16 protein-coding genes are annotated in these 19768 nt (G+C 47.4%); 11 read left to right on the forward strand and 5 right to left on the reverse strand.

Annotated features, from left to right (window positions below):
• Positions 1-44: 44 nt before the first annotated feature.
• On the forward strand, positions 45-542 hold the full coding sequence (locus K4H28_RS05205; protein WP_221007327.1) for a hypothetical protein: 498 nt from the start codon (positions 45-47) through the stop codon (positions 540-542).
• Between the two features lie 75 nt (positions 543-617).
• On the opposite strand, the gene glnE is transcribed toward K4H28_RS05205, so the two are convergent.
• Positions 618-3365, reverse strand: a complete 2748-nt coding sequence (glnE, locus tag K4H28_RS05210; RefSeq protein WP_255573628.1) for a bifunctional [glutamate--ammonia ligase]-adenylyl-L-tyrosine phosphorylase/[glutamate--ammonia-ligase] adenylyltransferase — start codon at positions 3363-3365, stop codon at positions 618-620.
• 135 nt (positions 3366-3500) lie between these two features.
• Between glnE and K4H28_RS05215 the strand changes: the two genes are divergently transcribed.
• The 4 genes from K4H28_RS05215 (at position 3501) to K4H28_RS05230 (ending at position 10185) form a co-directional block, all read left to right on the forward strand.
• Positions 3501-7307 carry a YhdP family protein gene (locus K4H28_RS05215; RefSeq protein ID WP_221007329.1) on the forward strand — a complete coding sequence of 1269 codons (3807 nt, stop codon included), beginning with the start codon at positions 3501-3503 and terminating at the stop codon, positions 7305-7307.
• 60 nt (positions 7308-7367) lie between these two features.
• On the forward strand, positions 7368-8174 hold the full coding sequence (locus K4H28_RS05220; protein WP_221007330.1) for a carbon-nitrogen hydrolase family protein: 807 nt from the start codon (positions 7368-7370) through the stop codon (positions 8172-8174).
• Positions 8175-8299: 125 nt separating this feature from the next.
• Positions 8300-9739, forward strand: a complete 1440-nt coding sequence (tldD, locus tag K4H28_RS05225) for a metalloprotease TldD (protein WP_221007331.1) — start codon at positions 8300-8302, stop codon at positions 9737-9739.
• Between the two features lie 2 nt (positions 9740-9741).
• Positions 9742-10185 (forward strand): GNAT family N-acetyltransferase, encoded by a 444-nt coding sequence (locus tag K4H28_RS05230; protein ID WP_221007332.1) that lies wholly within the window; start codon positions 9742-9744, stop codon positions 10183-10185.
• A 55-nt stretch (positions 10186-10240) separates the two neighbouring features.
• Here the strand turns inward: K4H28_RS05230 and K4H28_RS05235 are convergent, their stop codons facing one another.
• Positions 10241-11104: an HDOD domain-containing protein gene (locus K4H28_RS05235; protein WP_221007333.1), complete on the reverse strand. Its 864-nt coding sequence runs from the start codon at positions 11102-11104 to the stop codon at positions 10241-10243.
• A gap of 185 nt (positions 11105-11289) precedes the next feature.
• Between K4H28_RS05235 and rlmB the strand changes: the two genes are divergently transcribed.
• Complete coding sequence (gene rlmB, locus K4H28_RS05240; RefSeq protein WP_221007334.1) at positions 11290-12033, forward strand: 23S rRNA (guanosine(2251)-2'-O)-methyltransferase RlmB; 744 nt, start codon at positions 11290-11292, stop codon at positions 12031-12033.
• 54 nt (positions 12034-12087) lie between these two features.
• On the opposite strand, the gene K4H28_RS05245 is transcribed toward rlmB, so the two are convergent.
• Together K4H28_RS05245 and fnr are read right to left on the reverse strand one after the other, a co-directional pair.
• Complete coding sequence (locus K4H28_RS05245; RefSeq protein ID WP_221007335.1) at positions 12088-12759, reverse strand: hypothetical protein; 672 nt, start codon at positions 12757-12759, stop codon at positions 12088-12090.
• 52 nt (positions 12760-12811) lie between these two features.
• Positions 12812-13558: a fumarate/nitrate reduction transcriptional regulator Fnr gene (fnr, locus tag K4H28_RS05250; RefSeq protein WP_221007336.1), complete on the reverse strand. Its 747-nt coding sequence runs from the start codon at positions 13556-13558 to the stop codon at positions 12812-12814.
• 162 nt (positions 13559-13720) lie between these two features.
• Here fnr and hemN point away from each other — a divergent pair, with 162 nt between their 5' ends.
• Positions 13721-15130, forward strand: a complete 1410-nt coding sequence (gene hemN / locus K4H28_RS05255; protein WP_221007337.1) for an oxygen-independent coproporphyrinogen III oxidase — start codon at positions 13721-13723, stop codon at positions 15128-15130.
• 19 nt (positions 15131-15149) lie between these two features.
• Positions 15150-15809, forward strand: coding sequence for a sulfite exporter TauE/SafE family protein (locus K4H28_RS05260; protein WP_221007953.1), 660 nt, complete (start codon positions 15150-15152; stop codon positions 15807-15809).
• Positions 15810-15909: 100 nt separating this feature from the next.
• On the opposite strand, the gene nadB is transcribed toward K4H28_RS05260, so the two are convergent.
• Positions 15910-17502 (reverse strand): L-aspartate oxidase, encoded by a 1593-nt coding sequence (nadB, locus tag K4H28_RS05265; protein WP_221007338.1) that lies wholly within the window; start codon positions 17500-17502, stop codon positions 15910-15912.
• A 154-nt stretch (positions 17503-17656) separates the two neighbouring features.
• Between nadB and rpoE the strand changes: the two genes are divergently transcribed.
• From rpoE to K4H28_RS05280, 3 genes are read left to right on the forward strand one after another with little or no spacing between them, the layout of a single operon-like run.
• The gene (gene rpoE, locus K4H28_RS05270; protein WP_221007954.1) at positions 17657-18259 is read left to right on the forward strand and encodes an RNA polymerase sigma factor RpoE; all 603 of its coding nucleotides are present in this window, start codon (positions 17657-17659) and stop codon (positions 18257-18259) included.
• 52 nt (positions 18260-18311) lie between these two features.
• Positions 18312-18791 carry a sigma-E factor negative regulatory protein gene (locus tag K4H28_RS05275; protein WP_221007339.1) on the forward strand — a complete coding sequence of 160 codons (480 nt, stop codon included), beginning with the start codon at positions 18312-18314 and terminating at the stop codon, positions 18789-18791.
• Position 18792: 1 nt separating this feature from the next.
• Positions 18793-19761: a MucB/RseB C-terminal domain-containing protein gene (locus K4H28_RS05280; RefSeq protein WP_221007340.1), complete on the forward strand. Its 969-nt coding sequence runs from the start codon at positions 18793-18795 to the stop codon at positions 19759-19761.
• The last annotated feature ends 7 nt before the right edge of the window (positions 19762-19768 follow it).

Here is a 19768-nt window from a genome sequence, read left to right on the forward strand (position 1 = left end):
TGTGCTATCTTTGCTAGCTAAGCTTGGCGATTTGAGGTGGTTAAATGACGGCAGTAAAAAGTTTACCTGTTTATTCATGTGGGCATGTTCATTTGATTGATGCGTATGAGCGTGCTGATGATCATTCCCAAACCTTAAGCTGGGCAGCCACGACTTTACCTTGTTCTAAGTGTTGTCGTGAGGGCTTAATGAGTTTAGATTTAAGCCCGCAAGTGTATGTCAATTTGCAGCAGTTATCGCCAGGTATGGCAGCATTTGTGATTGAAGTAAGTGAAGTGGTGCAGCCGCTTGATGGTGTACTCGATTTAACAGGTTATTCCCGTCGCGCCCCATCTAAGGATGAGCTGCATCCCGGTGGAGATGCTTTTGACGTTCCTTGCGCTGTTTGGCGAAAAGAATATTGGTTTGCCAATGAGACGGAGCCTATGCACGTGATTGCTTTGTTGCGCCACTTAAAGCAGGAAATGCGGTGGTTAGAGACTTATCTGCCTGCGGGTGAGCGAGCAGTCCATTTTGCTGATTTTGTTCCGCCAAATAATTAAATTACTTTTGATAAATAAAAAAACCGAGTGGAATACTCGGTTTTTTTATTGCAGTTAAGATTTTTAAGTTGCGACTTATTCAAAGAGCGACCGCCAAGTTGCTTTGACCGACTCTAATTCAGTACTGATAGCCTCGACTTTGCTGATGTCGAGTTGGGAGCCATTAAGCCTATGGGTGTGTTGCAGCCTCCTTAAGGCTCGGTAGGCCACTCTGGCGTGCTGGGCGGCTTCATGGCTGATGAGTCCGTGTTTGGCTGCGGTATCCAGTAAGGCGATATTGCCTAAGTTGGCGGTTAGATCTGGATGTTGAGCTGAGTATGCCAAAATCAAGAATTGCATAATAAATTCAATATCGACAATCCCACCGCGTAGATGTTTAACATCATTGGGTAGTGCTGGATGCGTTTCTAGCATTTTTTCCCGCATCGATCTTACTTCTGCGCGTAGTGCAGGGGTGTCACGTTCAAGGCATAGAATTGAATTGCGAATACCTGTAAATTTCTGCCCGATTTGGATGTCGCCTGTGCAATACCTAGCACGGGTAAGTGCCTGATGCTCCCATACCCAGGCGGCTGTACGCTGATACTGCTCAAATGCCTCCATGCTGGATACCAATAATCCTGACGTGCCATTTGGGCGAAGACGTAAATCAATATCGTATAGTTGACCCGCAGACGTCATGCTGGTGAGCCAGTTGACAACTCGCTTTGCAAAACGCGCATAAATATCGCCAGCGTTGGGGTGTTCGTCTTCGTATAAAAAGACCAAGTCCAGATCCGAAGCATAACCGAGTTCTTTGCCGCCCAATTTACCGTAACCAATAATGGCAAATTTTGGATGCTCAACATGTTTATTGGGTAAATCGCGCCAGACTTCCTCGACGGCGACCGATAAAATCAAGTCAGCTAAGTCAGACAGGTGATCGGACAGCGTTTCGAGTGGCAGTAGTTCGGCTAAATCTTGTGAAACAAGCCGGAAAATCTGCGTGTGTTGGAAGTGGCGCAGGCAATCCATGCGCGCTTCCGTGTCATCATGTAGCGCTTGGATGTCGCTGCGCAGTTGCTCGCCCAGTGCTTTCCAATCGGGCGACTGATGCAAGAGTCGGAAGTCGAGTAGTTCATCCAATAAAATCGGGTGGCGTGTAAGGTACTCGGAAACCCAGGGGCTGGCGCTGTAGAGACCGGCGAGGCGTTTAAGTGCTTGCGGGTGTTCCGCCAAAAGGGCGAGGTAAGACTCTCTGCGGCCGATGGCTTCGAGTAAATCCAGTAATCGGGTTAAGGTGAGATCTGGATTGTTAAATTCAGCGGCAATGATGACTAAAGAAGGCAAAATCGCGTCAAGACGTTGGCGGCAACGATCCGGCATTTGTTTGTATTTACTGCCGTCGTGCAAGGCGTTCAAACGACGTTGAATATCGTTAGGGTTTTGAAAGCCGAGTTGACTGAGTCGGCTAGCATCCTCATCCAAATAGTGATCAATATGCGTTTCGGTAACGCCACCATTGAGGGTGGTTTGCTCGGGAAGGGCGAAAATCTGATCGAATTGTATCGTGACAAAGCTGCGATATTCATCCAGTCTGTGTCTAAAGCTCTCCCAATCATTAAATCCCATGCTGCTGGCTAGACGGATTTTGTCGTCTGGATTAGTCGGCAGCATTTGGGTTTGCGCGTCATCCAAATACATAATTCGATGTTCGATATTGCGTAAAAACACATAGGCTTCTTGTAGTTGAGCAACGACATCACTCGGCAAAGTGCCTTGCTGTACGAGTTCATTGAGAACAACTTGCGTTGGGCGTTGCTGGAGAGCTTTGTTGCGGCCACCGCGAATGAGCTGAAAAACTTGTCCGATAAATTCAATTTCACGAATCCCGCCGGGGCCAAGTTTGACGTTGTCAAAGCGGTCTTTTCTGGCAACTTCGCGACGAATTTGGCTATGTAATTCGCGCATTGAATGGTACGCGCCGTAATCGAGGTATTTGCGATAAATAAATGGCGTAACTAAATCCATCAAGCCCTTTGCGTCTCCGCTGAGTGCTCGGCCTTTAATCCATGCGTAACGCTCCCACTCTCGACCTTGGGTGAGTAGGTAATTTTCTAGTGCGGCAAAGCTTGTTACCAAAGGGCCTGAGTCACCAAATGGCCGTAAGCGCATGTCAACGCGGAACACAAAACCATCGGCCGTGGTGTCGCCAATGATGCGGATCAGTTTTTTACCAATTTGTGTAAAGTACTCATGATTGCTAATCGATTTGATGCCATTGGTGTTGCCGTCTTCTGGGTAAACAAAAATTAAATCAATATCAGAAGATACATTGAGCTCACGGCCACCTAATTTCCCCATGCCGACGACGATGAGTTCTTGACGTTCGCCGCTCTCTTCGCCTATTGGCTCGCCGAGGCGTTCATTGGGTTGGCTAAGAAATTCTAAAGCGGTTGTGATTGCGACTTCGGCGAGCTCGCTGGTGGTGGTGACCACTTCATTTAAATCGGAAAGTCCATTGATTTCGCGGGTAATGAGTCGCGCCATAACGGTTTGGCGTAGGCTACGTAGGTTTTGGCTGAGTTCTTCTTCATTTTGGCAGTTGCTTGCGTTCAATTGCGTTAGCATTTGCTCGCGGGTAAATACGTGTGTGGCTTCTTGCGCGGTTCGGGTAGCAAGATGTGGGTGACGCAAAAAGAGATTTTTTAAGTAGCGGCTGTGTTGTGATGCTGCGTTCACTTGGCGTAACTCGCTCATATCATTCATCTTTTGTGCTCTTGGTGTTGGTGTATTTAAATGGTTGCAGTTTTCAGTGCTTCTTGCTTTGTGGTGGTGATTCACTTTGATGCAAAAAAGCCATTCTATGCGCAATTTCGCGATCGAAACAGGGTAAAATAGTCGACTTTCTGTCGTGTCATTACCCTAGCATGGCCTGGCTTTTTTGGGGGCTCCCCTTGTCAAACATGGACGTTTTTAGTGCGCCGTATCAAATTAGCCCTATTTCATCTGCCTACTTGGCTATTTCGTTGGTTCAAACGAATTTTAATCGGATTGTTGCTGATCTTTGTAATTTTAGCTGCCGCTTGGCAGTTTTGGTTTGCACCGCGGCTAAATGACTATCGACCACTTATTGTGGAGCAGTTGCAAAAGGCGACTGGCTCGACCGTATCGATCGGTGAAATTGATGGTGGTTGGCACAGGTTTCAGCCGAGCATTGCCTTCACGCAGTTTGCGATGGGCGCTAATCTGGCATCGCCTGATTTGGTTTTTCAAAAACTTGAAGCAACGGTATCGATTTGGACTTTGCTGCGCGGAGAATTGCACTTTAATCAAATCCGTTTGCAATCACCCGTATTGGATATTAGTCGTACTGCGAACGGTGCTTGGCAAATTGGTGGCATGACGATTTCAAGCCAGGGCTCTGGAGATCATCGAGTTTTCAATTGGTTTCTATCGCAAGGTGAAATGGTCATTGATCGAGGAACTCTACGCTTTCGCGATGAGCAGGGGCAATACCCCGATTTGGATTTGACTGAGCTTGATTTTGTAACGGATCAGTTTTTTGCTGCGCATCGCTTTGAGCTCGCTTTTACTCCCCCTGTCTCGGTTGGCCCTCGAATTAATATGCAAGGCCGGTTTCAGGGGCGTGATGTTGCTGAGTTATTGCAAGGGTCGGGTTGGTTTAAGGCACAGGTGCCAGAAACGAATTTATCCAAATTGATGCCTTGGGTGGTGGGCCTGCCCCTGTACGAATTTAAGCAAGGGCAAGGCAAGGTCAATCTACGGCTTGAGTTTGCCAATAAACGCTTAGAGTCCCTAGAGGCTGATCTTGGTATTAAAAACTGGATTTTGCGCTCAAAAAATACCCCTGCTACGTATGATCTGCCCCTCTTTGATGGGTCTGTGTTTTGGACTGATACATCAAAGGGGCAAACACTTAAGGTCGAAGGTCGCCGGATTGTGTCCAGTAGCGGTCCTTTGTGTGAGACCTGTACCTTAAATTATACCCAGACCCCAAGTGGTTCAACGCTGTCCTTGAAACAGTGGCAATTGTCGGGTTTGAATGTGTATTTACCGCATCTGAAGCCAGTGGCTAATGGGCTTGGGGAGCGTATTTCACAAGGGGATTTTTCGGGCTTGCTTCGGAATGCTAATTTAAGTTGGCAAGGTAAGTGGTCGGAGCCAAAGTTTGTCCAAAGTGATTTTAATTTTGAAAATTTCAAAGCGATTCATCCCGAGTTGAGTATCGGTCCGCTCAATGTATCCGCACAAATCCAAGAAGGCGGTGGGCGTATTGATTTGGGCGGTCAAAACGTGCTTTTTAACCTTCCAGCCCAATTTGTTGACCCGATTATTTTTGCAGAGGCGCATACGCGCTTGGAGTGGTTTAAAAACGCCAAGCAATGGCAGTTTGATCTTGTCGATTTATCGTTGATGAATCCTTCTCTGCAGTTGAAAATAAAGGCAAACTATCAGGGGCCCGCTTCTGGCTTAGGTAAAGTGAAGTTGTCGGGTGATTTTGCGCATCTTTCTGCCAATCAAGTTTATCGCTACTTGCCGCGGATTTTGGGTGATGAGGTTTTGCTTTGGTTGCAAGAGGCGTTGCTGGCGGGTCGTGCGAGCGACGGCAAAATCCTATGGCAGGGCGATGTTGCGGGCTTTCCGTATACCAAGGGCAGTAAAGATGAGTCACGCGGTCGTTTTGCGATTGAAGCAAAAGCACACGATGTCACTTTAAACTATGTGTCAGGCTGGCCGCAGATAGAGAAAATTAATGGCAAGCTGGCGTTTGAAGGTTTGGCGATGGATATCAAAGCCAACTCTGGAGTTATTTCTAAAACTCAGCTGAGCGATGTATCGGTGCTGATTCCAAACCTAGAGATCGATCAGCATGTGTTGGTTGAAGGTAAAGTCACTGGTAAAACCAGCGATTTTCTTGATTTCGTCGCCAATAGCCCCGTCAAAGAAAGCACCAACGGCTTTTTAGATACATTAACTGCTCAAGGTAGTGGGCAGCTGGGTTTGAAGTTGGATTTACCCATCCAAAATATCAATGCCACGAAAGTTGCAGGGTCTTATCAATTTAAGCAAAATCAGCTTGATTTTGGTGGCGCAATTCCTTTATTAAACGCAGCGAATGGTCGAGTTGAGTTTACTGAAAATATGCTTAAAATTCCAAGCGCCGAAGCGCGCGCTTTGGGTGGCAGTGTGAGGATGTTGGGTGTTAATGATGCAAGTGGAGCACTGATCTTGACCCTCAACGGTGATGCCGCCATGGCTGATATTGCCAAAGAATACTTACCCCCAATGCAGAACAATATTTCTGGGCAGGCTAAATACCAAGCACAGTTAAAAATTGAGCCTAAGCAATTTGACTTAACCCTTAAGAGTGATTTATTAGGGGCGAAAGTGATCTTGCCAGAGCCTCTTGGTAAAACACCTGAGTTGGTACGTCCTTTGCTGGTCAAGGCGGGGGGTAATGCACAGCAAACGCATTTGGATTTTAGTGTTGGTGAACTATTGAACGGTCGCATGCAAACCAATCATGCCGGGGCTGATCCGCTGCAGCAAATTGGTGTGCATTTGGGGCGTGGTGCGGCAATGATGCCTAGTGATGGAATTTTACTCACCGGCTCTTGGCCTCGTTTGAATGTCGATGATTGGCTAAAACTAAGTGAAGAGCTCTCTACGCAAGGTTCGTCGGGTTTGCCGTTTATACAGATTAAGCAGCTCAGTTTTGCGCAGGTGACTGCGTGGGGTCGGGTGCTGAATAATTTTAATTTGAATGCAAAGTTAGATGGGCCTAAGTTCGAGTTTGATGTGGATACCAAAGAATTAAAAGGGCAGATTAATTGGGATGCGAATAAGCGACGTGTCGATGCGAACCTTGAAAAAATGTGGCTGCCTCTTGCAACGATAAAATCGATAGAGCGAGCAAGAAATACGGGAGATGTTCAAGCAAGTGCACTGGATACACCGAGTGCGTGGCCCTTAGTCAATTTAGCGGTGAAGGATTTTCGCTACCAAAAAGTGGAGCTCGGTCAGCTCAATGTAACTGCAGTGCCGCAATCCGATGCTTTGGCGATTGAGCAGCTGGAGCTTAAAAACAGCGATGGCAAATTTGAATTGGCAGGGATGTGGACGCAGCGCGATGGCAAAAATATGACGGCTGGTAAAGTCGAAGTTACTTCGCCTAGCGCTGGCCGATTGTTGACGCGCTTTGGTTATCCAGAGGCGATGAAATCAGCCCCCTTGCATTTTGCGGGTGATGCTAATTGGCAAGGGGTGCCTTGGGCGCCGAAGCTTGATTCAATGCAGGGTCAATTTAAAATCGATGTGGGTGCCGGTCAATTTGTGCAGGTTGATCCCGGTGTAGGGCGTTTCCTGACTGTGATTAATCTGCAGGCTATTCCGCGACGACTCAAGTTAGATTTTGATGATGTGATTTCGCAAGGATTTGCGTTTGATCGCATTTCTGGCGATGCGCAGATGGCGCTTGGGGTGGCAAAAACCAAAAATCTACTGATTGATGCACCTGCTGCTAAAGTTCGATTCCAAGGCGATGCGAATTTTGTCGCGGGTACACAAAATATTGTCGTTAAAATTATTCCTGCCGTTGCCGATACCGTAGCACTCGGCGTCGCGGTGATTAATCCAATTGCTGGCTTGGCGACGTTTGCGGCGCAAAGATTATTTGATCAAGATGTGGTCGGTCAATTGGTGGCTTTTGAATATCTGATCGATGGTACGATGCGTGATCCGCAGGTAAAAAAAATAAACTGATGTATGGTGCTATAACCATTATTTATCAATTGCTTTAGAGGTATACCCAAAGGAAGTGCAATGCAGTCGATTACCGTTGCCGCTATTCAGATGGTTTCCACGCCATTGGTTGCGCAAAATCTAGCCGTGGCGAGGCACTTAATTGCAGAGGCCGCTCAAGCTGGTGCGCAATTGATTGTCTTGCCTGAGTATTTTGCGATCATGGGGCAGCAAGATACGGATAAATTGGCAGTGCAAGAAGTGTTTGGTGTAGGTCCTTTACAAGACTTTCTTGCGCAAGCTGCTCGCGAGTTTGGTATTTGGTTGGTTGGCGGTACGATCCCGCTACGCTCGGAGTTGCCAGATCGGGTGATGAATTCATCTTTGGTGTTTAATCCGCATGGTGAGTGTGTCGCTCGCTACGATAAAATTCATTTGTTCGGCTTTGATAATGGCGTTGAGCGTTTTTGTGAGAGCGATACCATTGCACCCGGTACTCAAGTGGTCACGTTCGATACGCCATTTGGTCGTGTTGGCTTAGCCGTTTGTTACGATTTGCGCTTTCCTGAGTTGTTTCGTAGTGTGGGTGAAGTCGATATTTGGTTGTTGCCGGCGGCATTTACTGCGACAACAGGTCGTGCGCATTGGGAGGTATTGCTGCGAGCGAGAGCCATTGAAAATCAATGCTTTGTGATCGCCCCCAATCAAGGTGGGGTGCACCCCACTGGGCGAGAAACATTTGGGCATAGCATCATCATTGATCCATGGGGTAAGGTGCTGTCTTGCCTACCGGAGGGAGAAGGAGTGGTGCTCGCTGAGTTAAAGGCTAGCCAGTTGACTCGGGTTCGCAGTACCTTGCCAGCATTGACGCATCGAATATTTAAATAAGCTGTGTTCTAATGAGTGGATATTCTTGCTCTACAGCCTCGCTTTGTTGTTTTTCGGCTTTGCGCTCGGTATGAAAAGTTATGTACCATGACTTACCTTTCTAAATTGAAAAAGTGAATTCCTTCATGACCGTTTTTGCCCTGGCTGAACAGCAATTATTAACGCCCTTTCATTTGGATGAAGCCGCGATCGGTCAGGTCTTTGCCGACATCATGACGCATGAAATTGATTATGCCGATTTATATTTTCAGTACAGCCGTTCTGAAGCGTGGAGCTTGGACGAGGGTATTGTGAAATCGGGGAGTTTTAGCATCGACCAAGGTGTGGGTGTTCGCGCGATTCAAGGTGAAAAAACGGCGTTTGCCTATTCGGATGACATAAGTTTGCCAGCATTAAAGCAAGCCGCGCACGCAACGCGCGCGATTGGTCGTCAAGGTGGGCAGGGTGTCGCTGCGAACATTACAAAGCAAAAAGGTCGTCAGCTCTATACCCCGATTGATCCAATTGCAAGTCTCAATGAAGCGGCGAAAGTCGCTATGTTGGAAAAAATTGAACAATTGGCGCGCAGCATTGATCCCCGTGTAGTGCAAGTGATGGCGAGTCTGGCGAGTGAATATGAGGTCATCTATATCGCCCGTCATGATGGTCATCGCGCCGCCGATGTACGCCCGCTGGTGCGTTTGTCGATTAATGTCATTATCGAAGCCAACGGCAAGCGCGAGCAAGGCAGCGCCGGTGGTGGCGGTCGTTTTGATTATGCTTATTTCACTGATATGGTCTTGTTGGATTATGCCAAAAAGGCTGTTGATCAAGCGGTACTCAATTTAGATGCACGCCCAGCGCCTGCTGGCGAAATGACGGTGGTGCTTGGTAATGGTTGGCCAGGTATTTTGCTGCATGAAGCGATTGGTCATGGTTTGGAGGGGGATTTTAATCGCAAAGGTAGCTCGGCTTTTGCAGGCAAGATCGGTCAGCGGGTTGCCGCCAAAGGCGTGACGGTGGTTGATGATGGGACGATTAACGATCGCCGTGGTTCGCTCAATATCGATGACGAAGGTAACCCCACTCAGCGCACTGTACTGATTGAAGATGGTATTTTGCAGGGCTATTTGCAAGACAGCTTAAATGCTCGATTGATGGGGATGCCTGTGACAGGCAATGGCCGTCGTGAAAGCTACGCGCACATTACGATGCCACGCATGACTAATACGCTGATGGAAAATGGCGATAAAGATCCGCAAGAAATTATTTCATCGATCAAACGCGGTCTGTATGCAGTGAATTTTGGTGGTGGTCAGGTTGATATTACCAGCGGTAAGTTTGTGTTTTCTGCGGCGGAAGCGTGGTGGGTTGAAGACGGTAAAATGATGTATCCGGTGAAAGGCGCAACTTTGATTGGAAACGGCCCCGATGTACTCACTAAAGTATCGATGCTGGGTAATGATTTGGCTTTGGATCCCGGTGTAGGGACGTGCGGTAAAGATGGGCAAAGTGTTCCGGTTGGTGTGGGGCAACCAACGATGCGGATTGATGGTGGTTTGACTGTAGGTGGTACGGGTAATTAACGATGGCGTTGGAAGTCAGAAAAATTGAGTCGAGTGAATACGAGCGCGTGGCCGAAGTGGTCAATAGCTCGTTTCAGCATTTGGCCGTGCAATATCAATCCCTCAAAGGGATTGCTACATTTACTCAGTATTCAAGTTCTGGCGCTATTGCAGAGCGGGATTTGGCTGGTGCGACGACCTATGTGGCACTCATCCAAAATATCATTATTGGGATGTTGCAGGTGAGCGATGGCAATCATATCGCCATGCTGTTTGTGTTACCTGAGCTACAAAGTCGCGGTGTTGGTCGCGCTTTGGTGAAGGGTGCGGATGCTCAGAGCGGTCTAAAAACAGTGAATGCGAGTGTAAATAGTGTAATGGCTTATATGCGCTATGGCTTTATGCCCTGCGGTGCAGATCAGGTTGCGCCCGATGGTATTCGCTTTGTTCCGATGAAGCGGTCTTAGTGGTGTGGTATAGGCTTGTAGATTCGATTATTTAATGTCTGCAGGCCGATACCTACTAAAAAACATTCATTACTTCTGCACAAGCTTGATTCATTTCATCGGTCAGGCGAGTGTATTGCGGATCGTCTAATTCTGCAGGGTCGAAAGGTTCTGGTAGATCTTGTTTATTAATTTCATCTAATCCACCAGCGAATAAGTTGGCGACATAAATCACGTCGGTCAATTTTCTAAGTTGTGTAACGGTCGGACGGGGTAAGTCATTGTCCCGAACGGCTTCAACAATTTCATCCGGCAATCCCAGTGTATCGAGTAAAACGGTGCCGATACTGTCATGCCATTGCGCCACTAAATATTCAACCGTTTTGGGCCGCTCCAGTAGTTCCGAGTAGCGACCAGCACGATCAAGCATAAAAAATGCACCTAAGTCATGCACTAAACCCGCCAGAAAAGCCATGTCTGGATTAATGCGAGGTGCGAGTTGTTTGCAAAGCACGCGGGAAATGGCAGCGCATTTTAAGCTATGTAGCCACCAATTTTTTGATTGCGTCTCAAAAGGTGCAAGTTGGGCTGAGCGAGTCATTTGATCCATTGCGCAAGCTAATGCGACCGACCGTGCAGTCCCCATCCCTAGCCGCACAACGGCATTTTCAATGTCGACGATGTTTCTGCCGGATGGATTGTAGGTAATGGAGTTGGCCAGCTTGATAATTTTGGATGTGATTAAAGGGTCTTTTTGTACTTCCAGTGCAATTTGATGGATAGATGCACTTGGATCTTTCATTGCCCTGCCTATTTCGATGGCAATATCGAAGCAGATTGGAAAAACAGTATTCCCATCCAATTCTTTGGCGATATCTTCTAGCATCGCCAAGCGTTGATCGTGTAATTCAGTATTGGATTTGTCTTCAGAGATAGTCATGGTCATAGTGGTTAACAACTTAGTAAAATGGCCGATGTTGCTTAAGGATAGTATAAAAATAACTTAAAAAAGCCGTCAATCATTAAATTTTAGTTTCGCATGTCTAGGATTGCCGAGCAAAAAACAGTATTTTTTTGCTAAACCCCGTAAAATCGTAGCCTTAGTTATTTTTGGAAGTGGCGGATATGGCGCAGAATAAAATTCTTCACGGTTTTCATGCCGTCGGTTCACGGTTACGCCGTTTTCCTGATTCGGTGCTCGAAGTGTATGTGAATAGCGAGCGCAGCGACCCACGCATGAAAGACTTGCTCAAAGCGGTAAAAATGCAAGACGTGAAGTTGGTGCAAGTCGATGGCGCTCGCTTGGATGGAATTGCGGGCCATGTGCGGCATCAAGGCGTTGCGGCATTGATCGATAGCGAAAAAAGCTATTTATCGATTGAAGATGTATTGGATGACTTGGATGAGCCACCGTTCTTATTGATTTTGGATGGCATTACCGATCCACACAATTTAGGTGCGTGTTTGCGGGTGGCCGATGCGATGGGCGTGCATGCGGTGATTGCCCCAAAAGACAAATGTGTCGGTATTACCGCGACAGTATCAAAAGTTGCGTGTGGCGCTGCAGAAGTGGTGCCGTATGTGATGGTCACCAATTTGGCACGTACGATTCGTGACTTGAAAGAGCGTGGAATTTGGGTGGTCGGTACTGCCGCTGATGGTCAGTCAGATTTGTTCCATTACGAGCAAACTGGGCCAATCGCTTGGGTGCTTGGGAATGAAGGTGAGGGCATGCGGCGCTTAACGCGTGAGTTGTGTGACAGCTTGGTGTCGATTCCAATGTATGGTTCGGTAGAAAGCTTGAATGTGTCGGTCGCAGCTGGCGTTGTCTTGTCTGAAAGCCGTCGTCAACGAGTGATGAAGAAATAAAGCCCGGAGTATTCAACTGCAGGCATTGTTTGGTGATGTATGCAGTTGAATACACTATGGATTTATTTTGAAGCTACTTAGCAAAGTCGCAATTTCATGGGCGGGGGATGGCTTTTGAGTGTCATCTTGGCTTAGTAGTTGCTTTTGCAGTGGGTGGTAGGCAGTAAAAATTTGTGGTGGATGTTCTGCCAAAAATAGCTGTGAACAACTGGCTAGTGATTGGGTGAGTAGTTGTTGCTGAGCCATTAGGCTTGAAAGTTGATTGACCAAGTCGGGGTGATTGATTTGAAACCCAGAGTTTGGCGCTCGCATGTTTTCCCAGATTGGTAAAAGGCTATCGGCGTGCGCGCCAATCAGAATCTGCCACAGCTGATGAAAAAAACTGGCCGAGCCATAGTCGCCAGCATGTAACCAGCCAGAGGCTATCGGCGAGAGTGCATCTAAAATGGGCGCCGCTTCAGCAAGCGCAGCATGGTTTCCTCCTGCAGCAAGCATAAAGCCGTGCATGCTCGAAAGAGGGGATGGTAAGACAAAAACGTCTATGCTGGCCGAGTTTTTTATAGGGTTATGAAAAAAATCAGCTTGGAAAATAAGATTTGGGGTGTCTGCATCGCTTTGCTCACTTGGCGGCGTACATAGGCTGTATTGTAATGTCTGTGCGGTAAGTGCTAGCCGAGTTGCGAGTTGTGCCAATAAATAAGGTGGCGCCGTGAGTTGGTATTTCATAGCGCTCCTTAGTAGGTCTTCTTGGTATTTATACGCAAGAAGACCGTATCAATTATTCACCTTGGCAATTGTTGAGTAGTTTTTTCAAACTATCGCCATCAATGATTTCAATCAAACGATTTTGTACTTTGATAAAGCCTTGGTCTTGAAACTTGGATAGTGTGCGGCTGACGGTTTCAAGTTTTAATCCCAAGTAACTACCAATTTCTTCGCGCGTCATTCTCAGGTGAAAGCTGCTTGATGAGTAGCCGCGAATGGCAAAGCGTTGCGATAGGTTTAATAAGAAGGCTGCAAGACGCTCTTCGGCTTTCATATTGCCCAGTAACAACATCACGCCGTGGTCACGCACAATTTCACGGCTCATTACTTTGTAAAGATGACGCTGCAGAATAGGCACATCGCCAGCTAGTTCTTCAATTTCACCAAATGGCAATTCACAGACTTCACTGTCTTCAAGCGCAATGGCGTCGCAAGTGTGAAAATCAGAGCTAATCGCATCCATGCCCATTAATTCGCCTGACATGTGAAAGCCGGTGACTTGCTCACGGCCATCTTCAGAAATCACACTGGCTTTGAAAAAGCCAACGCGAATTGCAAACAAAGATTTAAAAGGTTCACCGGCGCGATAGAGAGCTTCGCCGCGCTTGATTGGACGAGCTTGACTGATAATGGTGTCCAGTTCTTGCATCTCGTCGGGGGTTAGCCCAATGGGGAGGCACAGTTCACGCAAGCTGCAATTAGTGCAGGTTTGGCGTAAGTGGCGAGGAGTCAATTCGCGTATTTGGATGTTTTGAATCATAAAAGGCTCGATGTACGCTGGGTGATATTTTCGTATGCTGTTTTAAAGTAAAAACAGCTATCTATAAAGAGGTGTCTACTATTTTATCTGATGTAGATCAACTTTGCTCAGAGAACTAGCACTTATGCTGCGCTCAAAGTGATGAATTGGGAAGAAAAGAACATGCGACCGCAAAAAACAAGTCTTATGCAGGCTCCGATTGAATTTGATCGTGAATTAATTGTTCGATATGACGGCAAAGGGCCAAGGTATACGTCTTATCCTACTGCTGACCGTTTTGTCGCGGGATTAAGTCAAGAGGCGCATGCCGCGGTTTTGAAGCGACGAACACCAGGGGCATTGGCGATGCCTTTGTCCTTGTATTTCCATTTGCCCTTTTGTAATACCGTATGTTACTACTGTGGCTGTAACAAAATTATTACAAAAGATCAAAGTAAGGCTGATCAATACCTCGATTATCTGTCGCAAGAGGTACAAATGTACGACGATTTGCTCCCCAATCGTCCTCCGGTGAGTCAATTGCACTTGGGCGGTGGAACGCCAACGTTTTTGTCGCATGCGCAATTGCAGCGATTGATGGACGTAGTCAATACGCATTTTACGCTGCAAAAAAATGGTGAGTATTCGATAGAGATAGATCCACGCAAGGTGGGTGAAGAAACGATTAAACACTTGGGGCGGCTTGGATTTAATCGCATGAGTGTCGGTATTCAAGATTTTAATACCGAAGTGCAAGTCGCGGTGAATCGAATCCAAAGCGAAGAAGAAACACGTACCGTCATTGAGGCGGCCAGAATGTATGGATTTCGCTCGGTCAGTGTTGATTTGATTTACGGTTTACCCAAGCAAACTGCGGCGACGATTGCAGAAACCATAGATCGTGTATTACTTCTTAAACCGGATCGAATTGCACTTTATAACTACGCGCATTTGCCAGAGCGATTTATGCCGCAACGTCGGATCAACGCTGAGGAGCTTCCTTCTGCCGAAGTGAAGCTCGATATCCTGCAAAATTCAATTGAGCAACTGACCCAAGCGGGTTATGTGTTGATTGGTATGGATCACTTTGCTTTGCCAAATGATGACTTGGCGGTGGCCCAGCGGCGTGGCCGCCTGCAGCGTAATTTTCAAGGCTATTCAACGCATGCTGATTGCGATTTATTGGCGTTTGGAGTTTCTTCCATCGGCAAGGTGGGGGCGAGTTATTTCCAAAATGTGAAAACCTTGGATGAGTATTACGCAAAATTGGATGAAAAAGCATTTCCAGTTGAGCGTGGTTTGACTATGAATCGAGATGATGTGATTCGCCGTGCAGCCATACAGGCGTTGATGTGTCAGTTTCAATTGTTTTACCAGCCTTTTGAGGTAGGTTATATGATTGATTTTTCAGATTATTTTTCGGATGAGTTGAGGCTCTTGCAGCCACTAGTGGTGGATGGTTTGCTGACGTTGGAGTTGGAAGGTATTTTTGTCACCCCAAAAGGACGGATGTTGATTCGCTCGATTGCGATGGTTTTTGATGCGTATTTACGGACAAAGACAACCAAGGCAAGGTATTCTCAGTTGATCTGATAGGTTGAGACGTTTTTTGATGCTGGAACTGGATTTTTTGGCTTTGTTTTTGGCTGGACTACTGGGTGGAGGGCATTGTGCTGGTATGTGTGGCGGTGTAGTGGCTGCGTTTAGTTCACAATTGCCCGCTGGCCCGAAGCTGCCTTATCACATTGGGTTTAATATTGGGCGGTTGCTTGGATATGCGCTGATCGGGGCTGTTTTGGGTGGCATTGCTGGTGTAACTGCTTTGTCCCAGTTGCAATCGGTGAAGTCAGTTCTGTTTGTCTTGGCTAATTTGCTACTCATCGTCTTGGGTTTGTATGTCGCGGGTTGGTCGCGTTGGCTAACTAAAATCGAGCGAATTGGCCAACCCATTTGGCAATGTATTCAACCTCTATTGCGGCGTTTATTGCCGATTCGTTCGGTTTGGCATACGCCATTGATTGGGTTTTTATGGGGGTGGATTCCGTGTGGTTTGGTGTATACGGCGAGTTTGGCTGCTTTATCGACCGCATCCATGGCCCAGGGTGCGGGCGTGATGCTGGCCTTTGGCTTGGGTACATTGCCTAATTTGCTGTTGATTGGTCTTTTTGCCAGCCGATTGACTCAGTTCTTGAGCTATCCGGGTGTAAAGCCTTGTTTTGGCTTGGTAATTATTAGTATGGGATTGTATCGCTTGTTGGGTATGTTTGTGTAGACGTTTATTTGTAAAGGCTTGGTTTGTATACGTTCAATTTTTAGCTGTGAGACTAAAAAAATAGAGCGCACCGCGCTCTATTTTTTGTGTAACGCTGACATTATTTTTTGGTTTTAACTGCACTGGGTTGCAGAATCGTTGGTTTAGAATCAGGCTCAATTTTTGGATAGTCGCGGCTGTAATGAAGTCCTCGGCTTTCTTTGCGCGCTAGGGCGCATCGAACAATTAATTCTGCCGTGGTGACCAGATTGCGTAGTTCGATTAAATCATTTGAAACTCGGAAGTTTCGGTAGAACTCATGAATTTCACTTTTGAGTAGCTCAATCCTGTGTTGCGCTCGCTCTAGTCGTTTATTGGTACGAACGATACCAACGTAGTCCCACATAAAGCGCCTTAATTCATCCCAGTTGTGTGAAATAACAACCTCTTCATCGGGGTCGGTAACACGGCTTTCGTCCCATTCTGGTACTTGGGGTAGTGCTTGTGGCGTTTGCGTCAGAATGTCTTCGGCTGCGGCTTTACCCAGAACCATGCATTCCAGTAATGAATTAGAAGCCAATCGATTAGCGCCATGTAGGCCAGTGCAGGCCACTTCGCCAACGCCGTACAGTCCATTCACATCGGTGCGCCCAGCCAAGTCGGTAACCAGTCCGCCGCAGGTATAGTGCGCTGCTGGAACGACAGGAATTGGTTCTTTCGTGATGTCGATGCCCAGCTCGAGGCAGCGCTGATAAATATTGGGGAAGTGCTCTTTGACAAAGGCTGCGGGTTTATAAGAGATGTCCAAATAGACGCAATCAAAACCACCGCGCTTCATTTCAAAGTCAATAGCGCGAGCAACGATGTCGCGTGGCGCTAGCTCGGCGCGCTCATCGTGTTGTGGCATGAAGCGGGTGCCGTCAGGAAGTCGCAAAATGCCGCCTTCGCCACGTACTGCTTCGGTAATAAGGAAAGATTTGGCGTGCGGATGGTAGAGGCAAGTAGGGTGAAATTGGATAAACTCCATATTCGACACACGACAACCTGCGCGCCAGCCCATCGCAATGCCGTCACCCGTTGCAACGTCTGGATTGGTGGTATAGAGATAAACTTTGCCTGCGCCACCCGTCGCAAGGACGGTAAATGGCGCGAGGATGGTTTCAACTTGATCCTCTTCTTTGCTGTAGACATAGGCACCGATGCACCGATTGTTGGCGGCTTTGTCGGTGATTAGATCAACTGCAATATGCTCTTCGAGTACGGTGATATTGGGGTGAGCGGCTACTTTGATGGCCAAGGTATCAATCACTGCCGCGCCAGTTGCATCGGCGGCGTGAATGATGCGTCGATGGCTGTGGCCGCCCTCGCGGGTAAGGTGGTAGCCGTGATAGCTGGTTTCGCCGGCTTCATCTTTGGTGAATGGCACGCCCATTTCGATTAACCAGTCGATGGCTTCTTTGGAGTTTTCGACAATAAAGCGAGTTGCGTCTAAATCGCAAAGGCCAGCGCCAGCGACCTGAGTATCGCGAATATGGAGCTCGATGCTATCTGAGTCGTCCAGTACGGCAGCAATACCGCCTTGCGCCCAGCCGCTACCACCGTCGCGAAGTGCGCGCTTGGTGATAAGGCCGACTTTGAGTTTTTCAGCTAGTTGCAAGGCGATGGTCATGCCACCGAGTCCACTACCTAGAATCAGTACATCAAATTTGCGCATGGTGTTTTTTTCAAAATAATGAATCATCAAATCTTAACAGAGCTGAGCTGGGCTTGCTTGTAGAGAAACGCTTGATCTTGTAATAATCAATATTTACCCCATATCGATGGTAGGGTTAAAAAATTAGATTGAGGGGTTGATACTCTTGCTTAAAATTAGTGAGCGCGATTTAGATCAAGAATTGGTCTTGCGGGCGCAGGGCGGCGATCAGCGGGCGTTTGAGCTGCTGGTCGTAAAATATGAGCGTCGAATTGCGCGATTACTGTCGCGCATGATACGTGATCAATCTGAGATTGAGGACGTATCGCAGGAGGCGTTTATTAAAGCCTACCGCGCGCTGCCTAGTTTTCGCGGCGAAAGTGCTTTTTATACATGGCTGTATCGAATTGCGATTAATACCGCCAAAAATCACCTGTCCACATTGGGTCGTCGCCCTGTGTTGTCTGCTGAGTATGAGGACGAAGATGGCGATAGTGTCGATGCCGCCTCTCTAGTGCCTGATTTTCATACACCAGAAACTGAACTATCGAATAAACAGATTGTCTCTACAGTGAATGAGGCTGTAGATGCATTGCCAGAAGAGCTGCGCGAAGCGATTACTTTGCGAGAAATGGACGGCATGAGTTATGACGAAATTGCTGCGGCGATGGATTGTCCAATCGGTACTGTGCGTTCACGGATCTTTCGTGCACGGGAGGCGATTGCGAATCGTCTGCGACCTCTGCTTAAGGAAGTGGGCAAAGATAAGCGCTGGTAATCATCAGTATTGCCATCAACAGATCGCAGCAATGAAATAAAAGGTTGCCAAAATGAATGAAAAAATCTCAGCACTGATCGATTGTGAGGTTGATCAAAAAGAAGCGTCAAAAATAATTAACGAGCTACTTGCGTCATCAAAGCAGCAAAATGACTGGTACTCAATGCATGCCGCGCGAGATGCAATGCAGGGCTATCCAGTTTCCCCTGATTTTATGACTAAATTCTCTGCCCGTTTAGCGCAAGAGCCGGTCATTGTTGCTCCGAATCGTATACGTAAATCAGCCTGGATGAAGCCGTTTTTGATTCCTGCGACAGCGGTGGCTTCGGTAATGTTTGTTGGCTTGGCGGTTTGGCAGTTTTCGATGCCGACAGTGACTTCGGACGTAGGCGCCATGGCTAAAGTGGAAGCGCCAGCGATCCCTTCAAGTGAAATTAGCCCATACCTCGTCGCACATCGCGATGGCTTGGCCAATTCGATGGCGACTGAGCAGTTTGCTCTGGCTCATTTTGAAGCGGGAGAGCAGCGTTAATATGCGGCTTTATTCAATTCAACGATGGGTGGTGGCGTTTGCTGGGTGTCTCTTGGTTTTGGCGGGTGCGCAAGCGGCACCTCTAGAGCGTGCCGATGCGATCCGTGTTTTAGGTCGTGCTGCCACTGCTGCAGAAATGGTGAGTTATACTGGTAATTACGTTTATCAGTATGGTGAGAGTGTCGCGAATTATCAGATCATTCATTTATTCGATGACGGCGTCAGTATTGAACGGCGTGTTTTATTGGATGGCAAGCCTAAAGAATACATTCGCAATGGCGAAAAAGTCAGTATGTATCCGCCTCAAGAGCAGGGTTTTGTTCTGGATCGTCGATATACCTCGAAGTTGTTCCCAAATCAATTGCCGCATGACTTGGAAGGGTTGCTTCAATCTTATCGTTTGACCAAGATCGGTCGAGATCGGGTAGCTGGTCGTGACGCAATTATTTATCAACTTGACCCCGTGGATGCTTATCGATATCCGCAGCGGCTTTGGATTGATGTTGAGAGCGGTTTGATTTTAAAATCGCTGATGATGGGAATGCGGCAGGAAATGGTGCAGCAGTTTAGCTTTGCTCAAGTGCAAGTGGGGGGCAAAATAGACCGTGAGCTTTTAAAGCCGACTAATCCCGTGCGTGAAGTAGCGGTAGTTGATGCTGAGATGATTGATATAACCAAGAATCCTCAGTTTGTGATTAAACCCGCAGTGCCAGGTTTTAAGTTGATAAAGCAAAATACTCGGAATTTGCCGTATAAAAACAGAGAGGTGACACATCACTTGTACAGTGATGGCGCGGTGACTTTGTCGGTATTTATTGAGCCAAAAAATCTAAAAATGCCATTGGGCTTGGCTCATCAAGGTCCGGTTCATTTGTATTCTCGCCAGTTGGGGAATCATTTGGTGAGTTGCTTGGGTGAGGTGCCTGCCGCAACGGTGGAAAGTTTTGCGAACGCATACTCACTGCGTTGAGTTATTA

The sequence above is a fragment of the Deefgea tanakiae genome (genome assembly GCF_019665765.1).
GTDB classification, from domain to species: Bacteria; Pseudomonadota; Gammaproteobacteria; order Burkholderiales; family Chitinibacteraceae; genus Deefgea; species Deefgea tanakiae.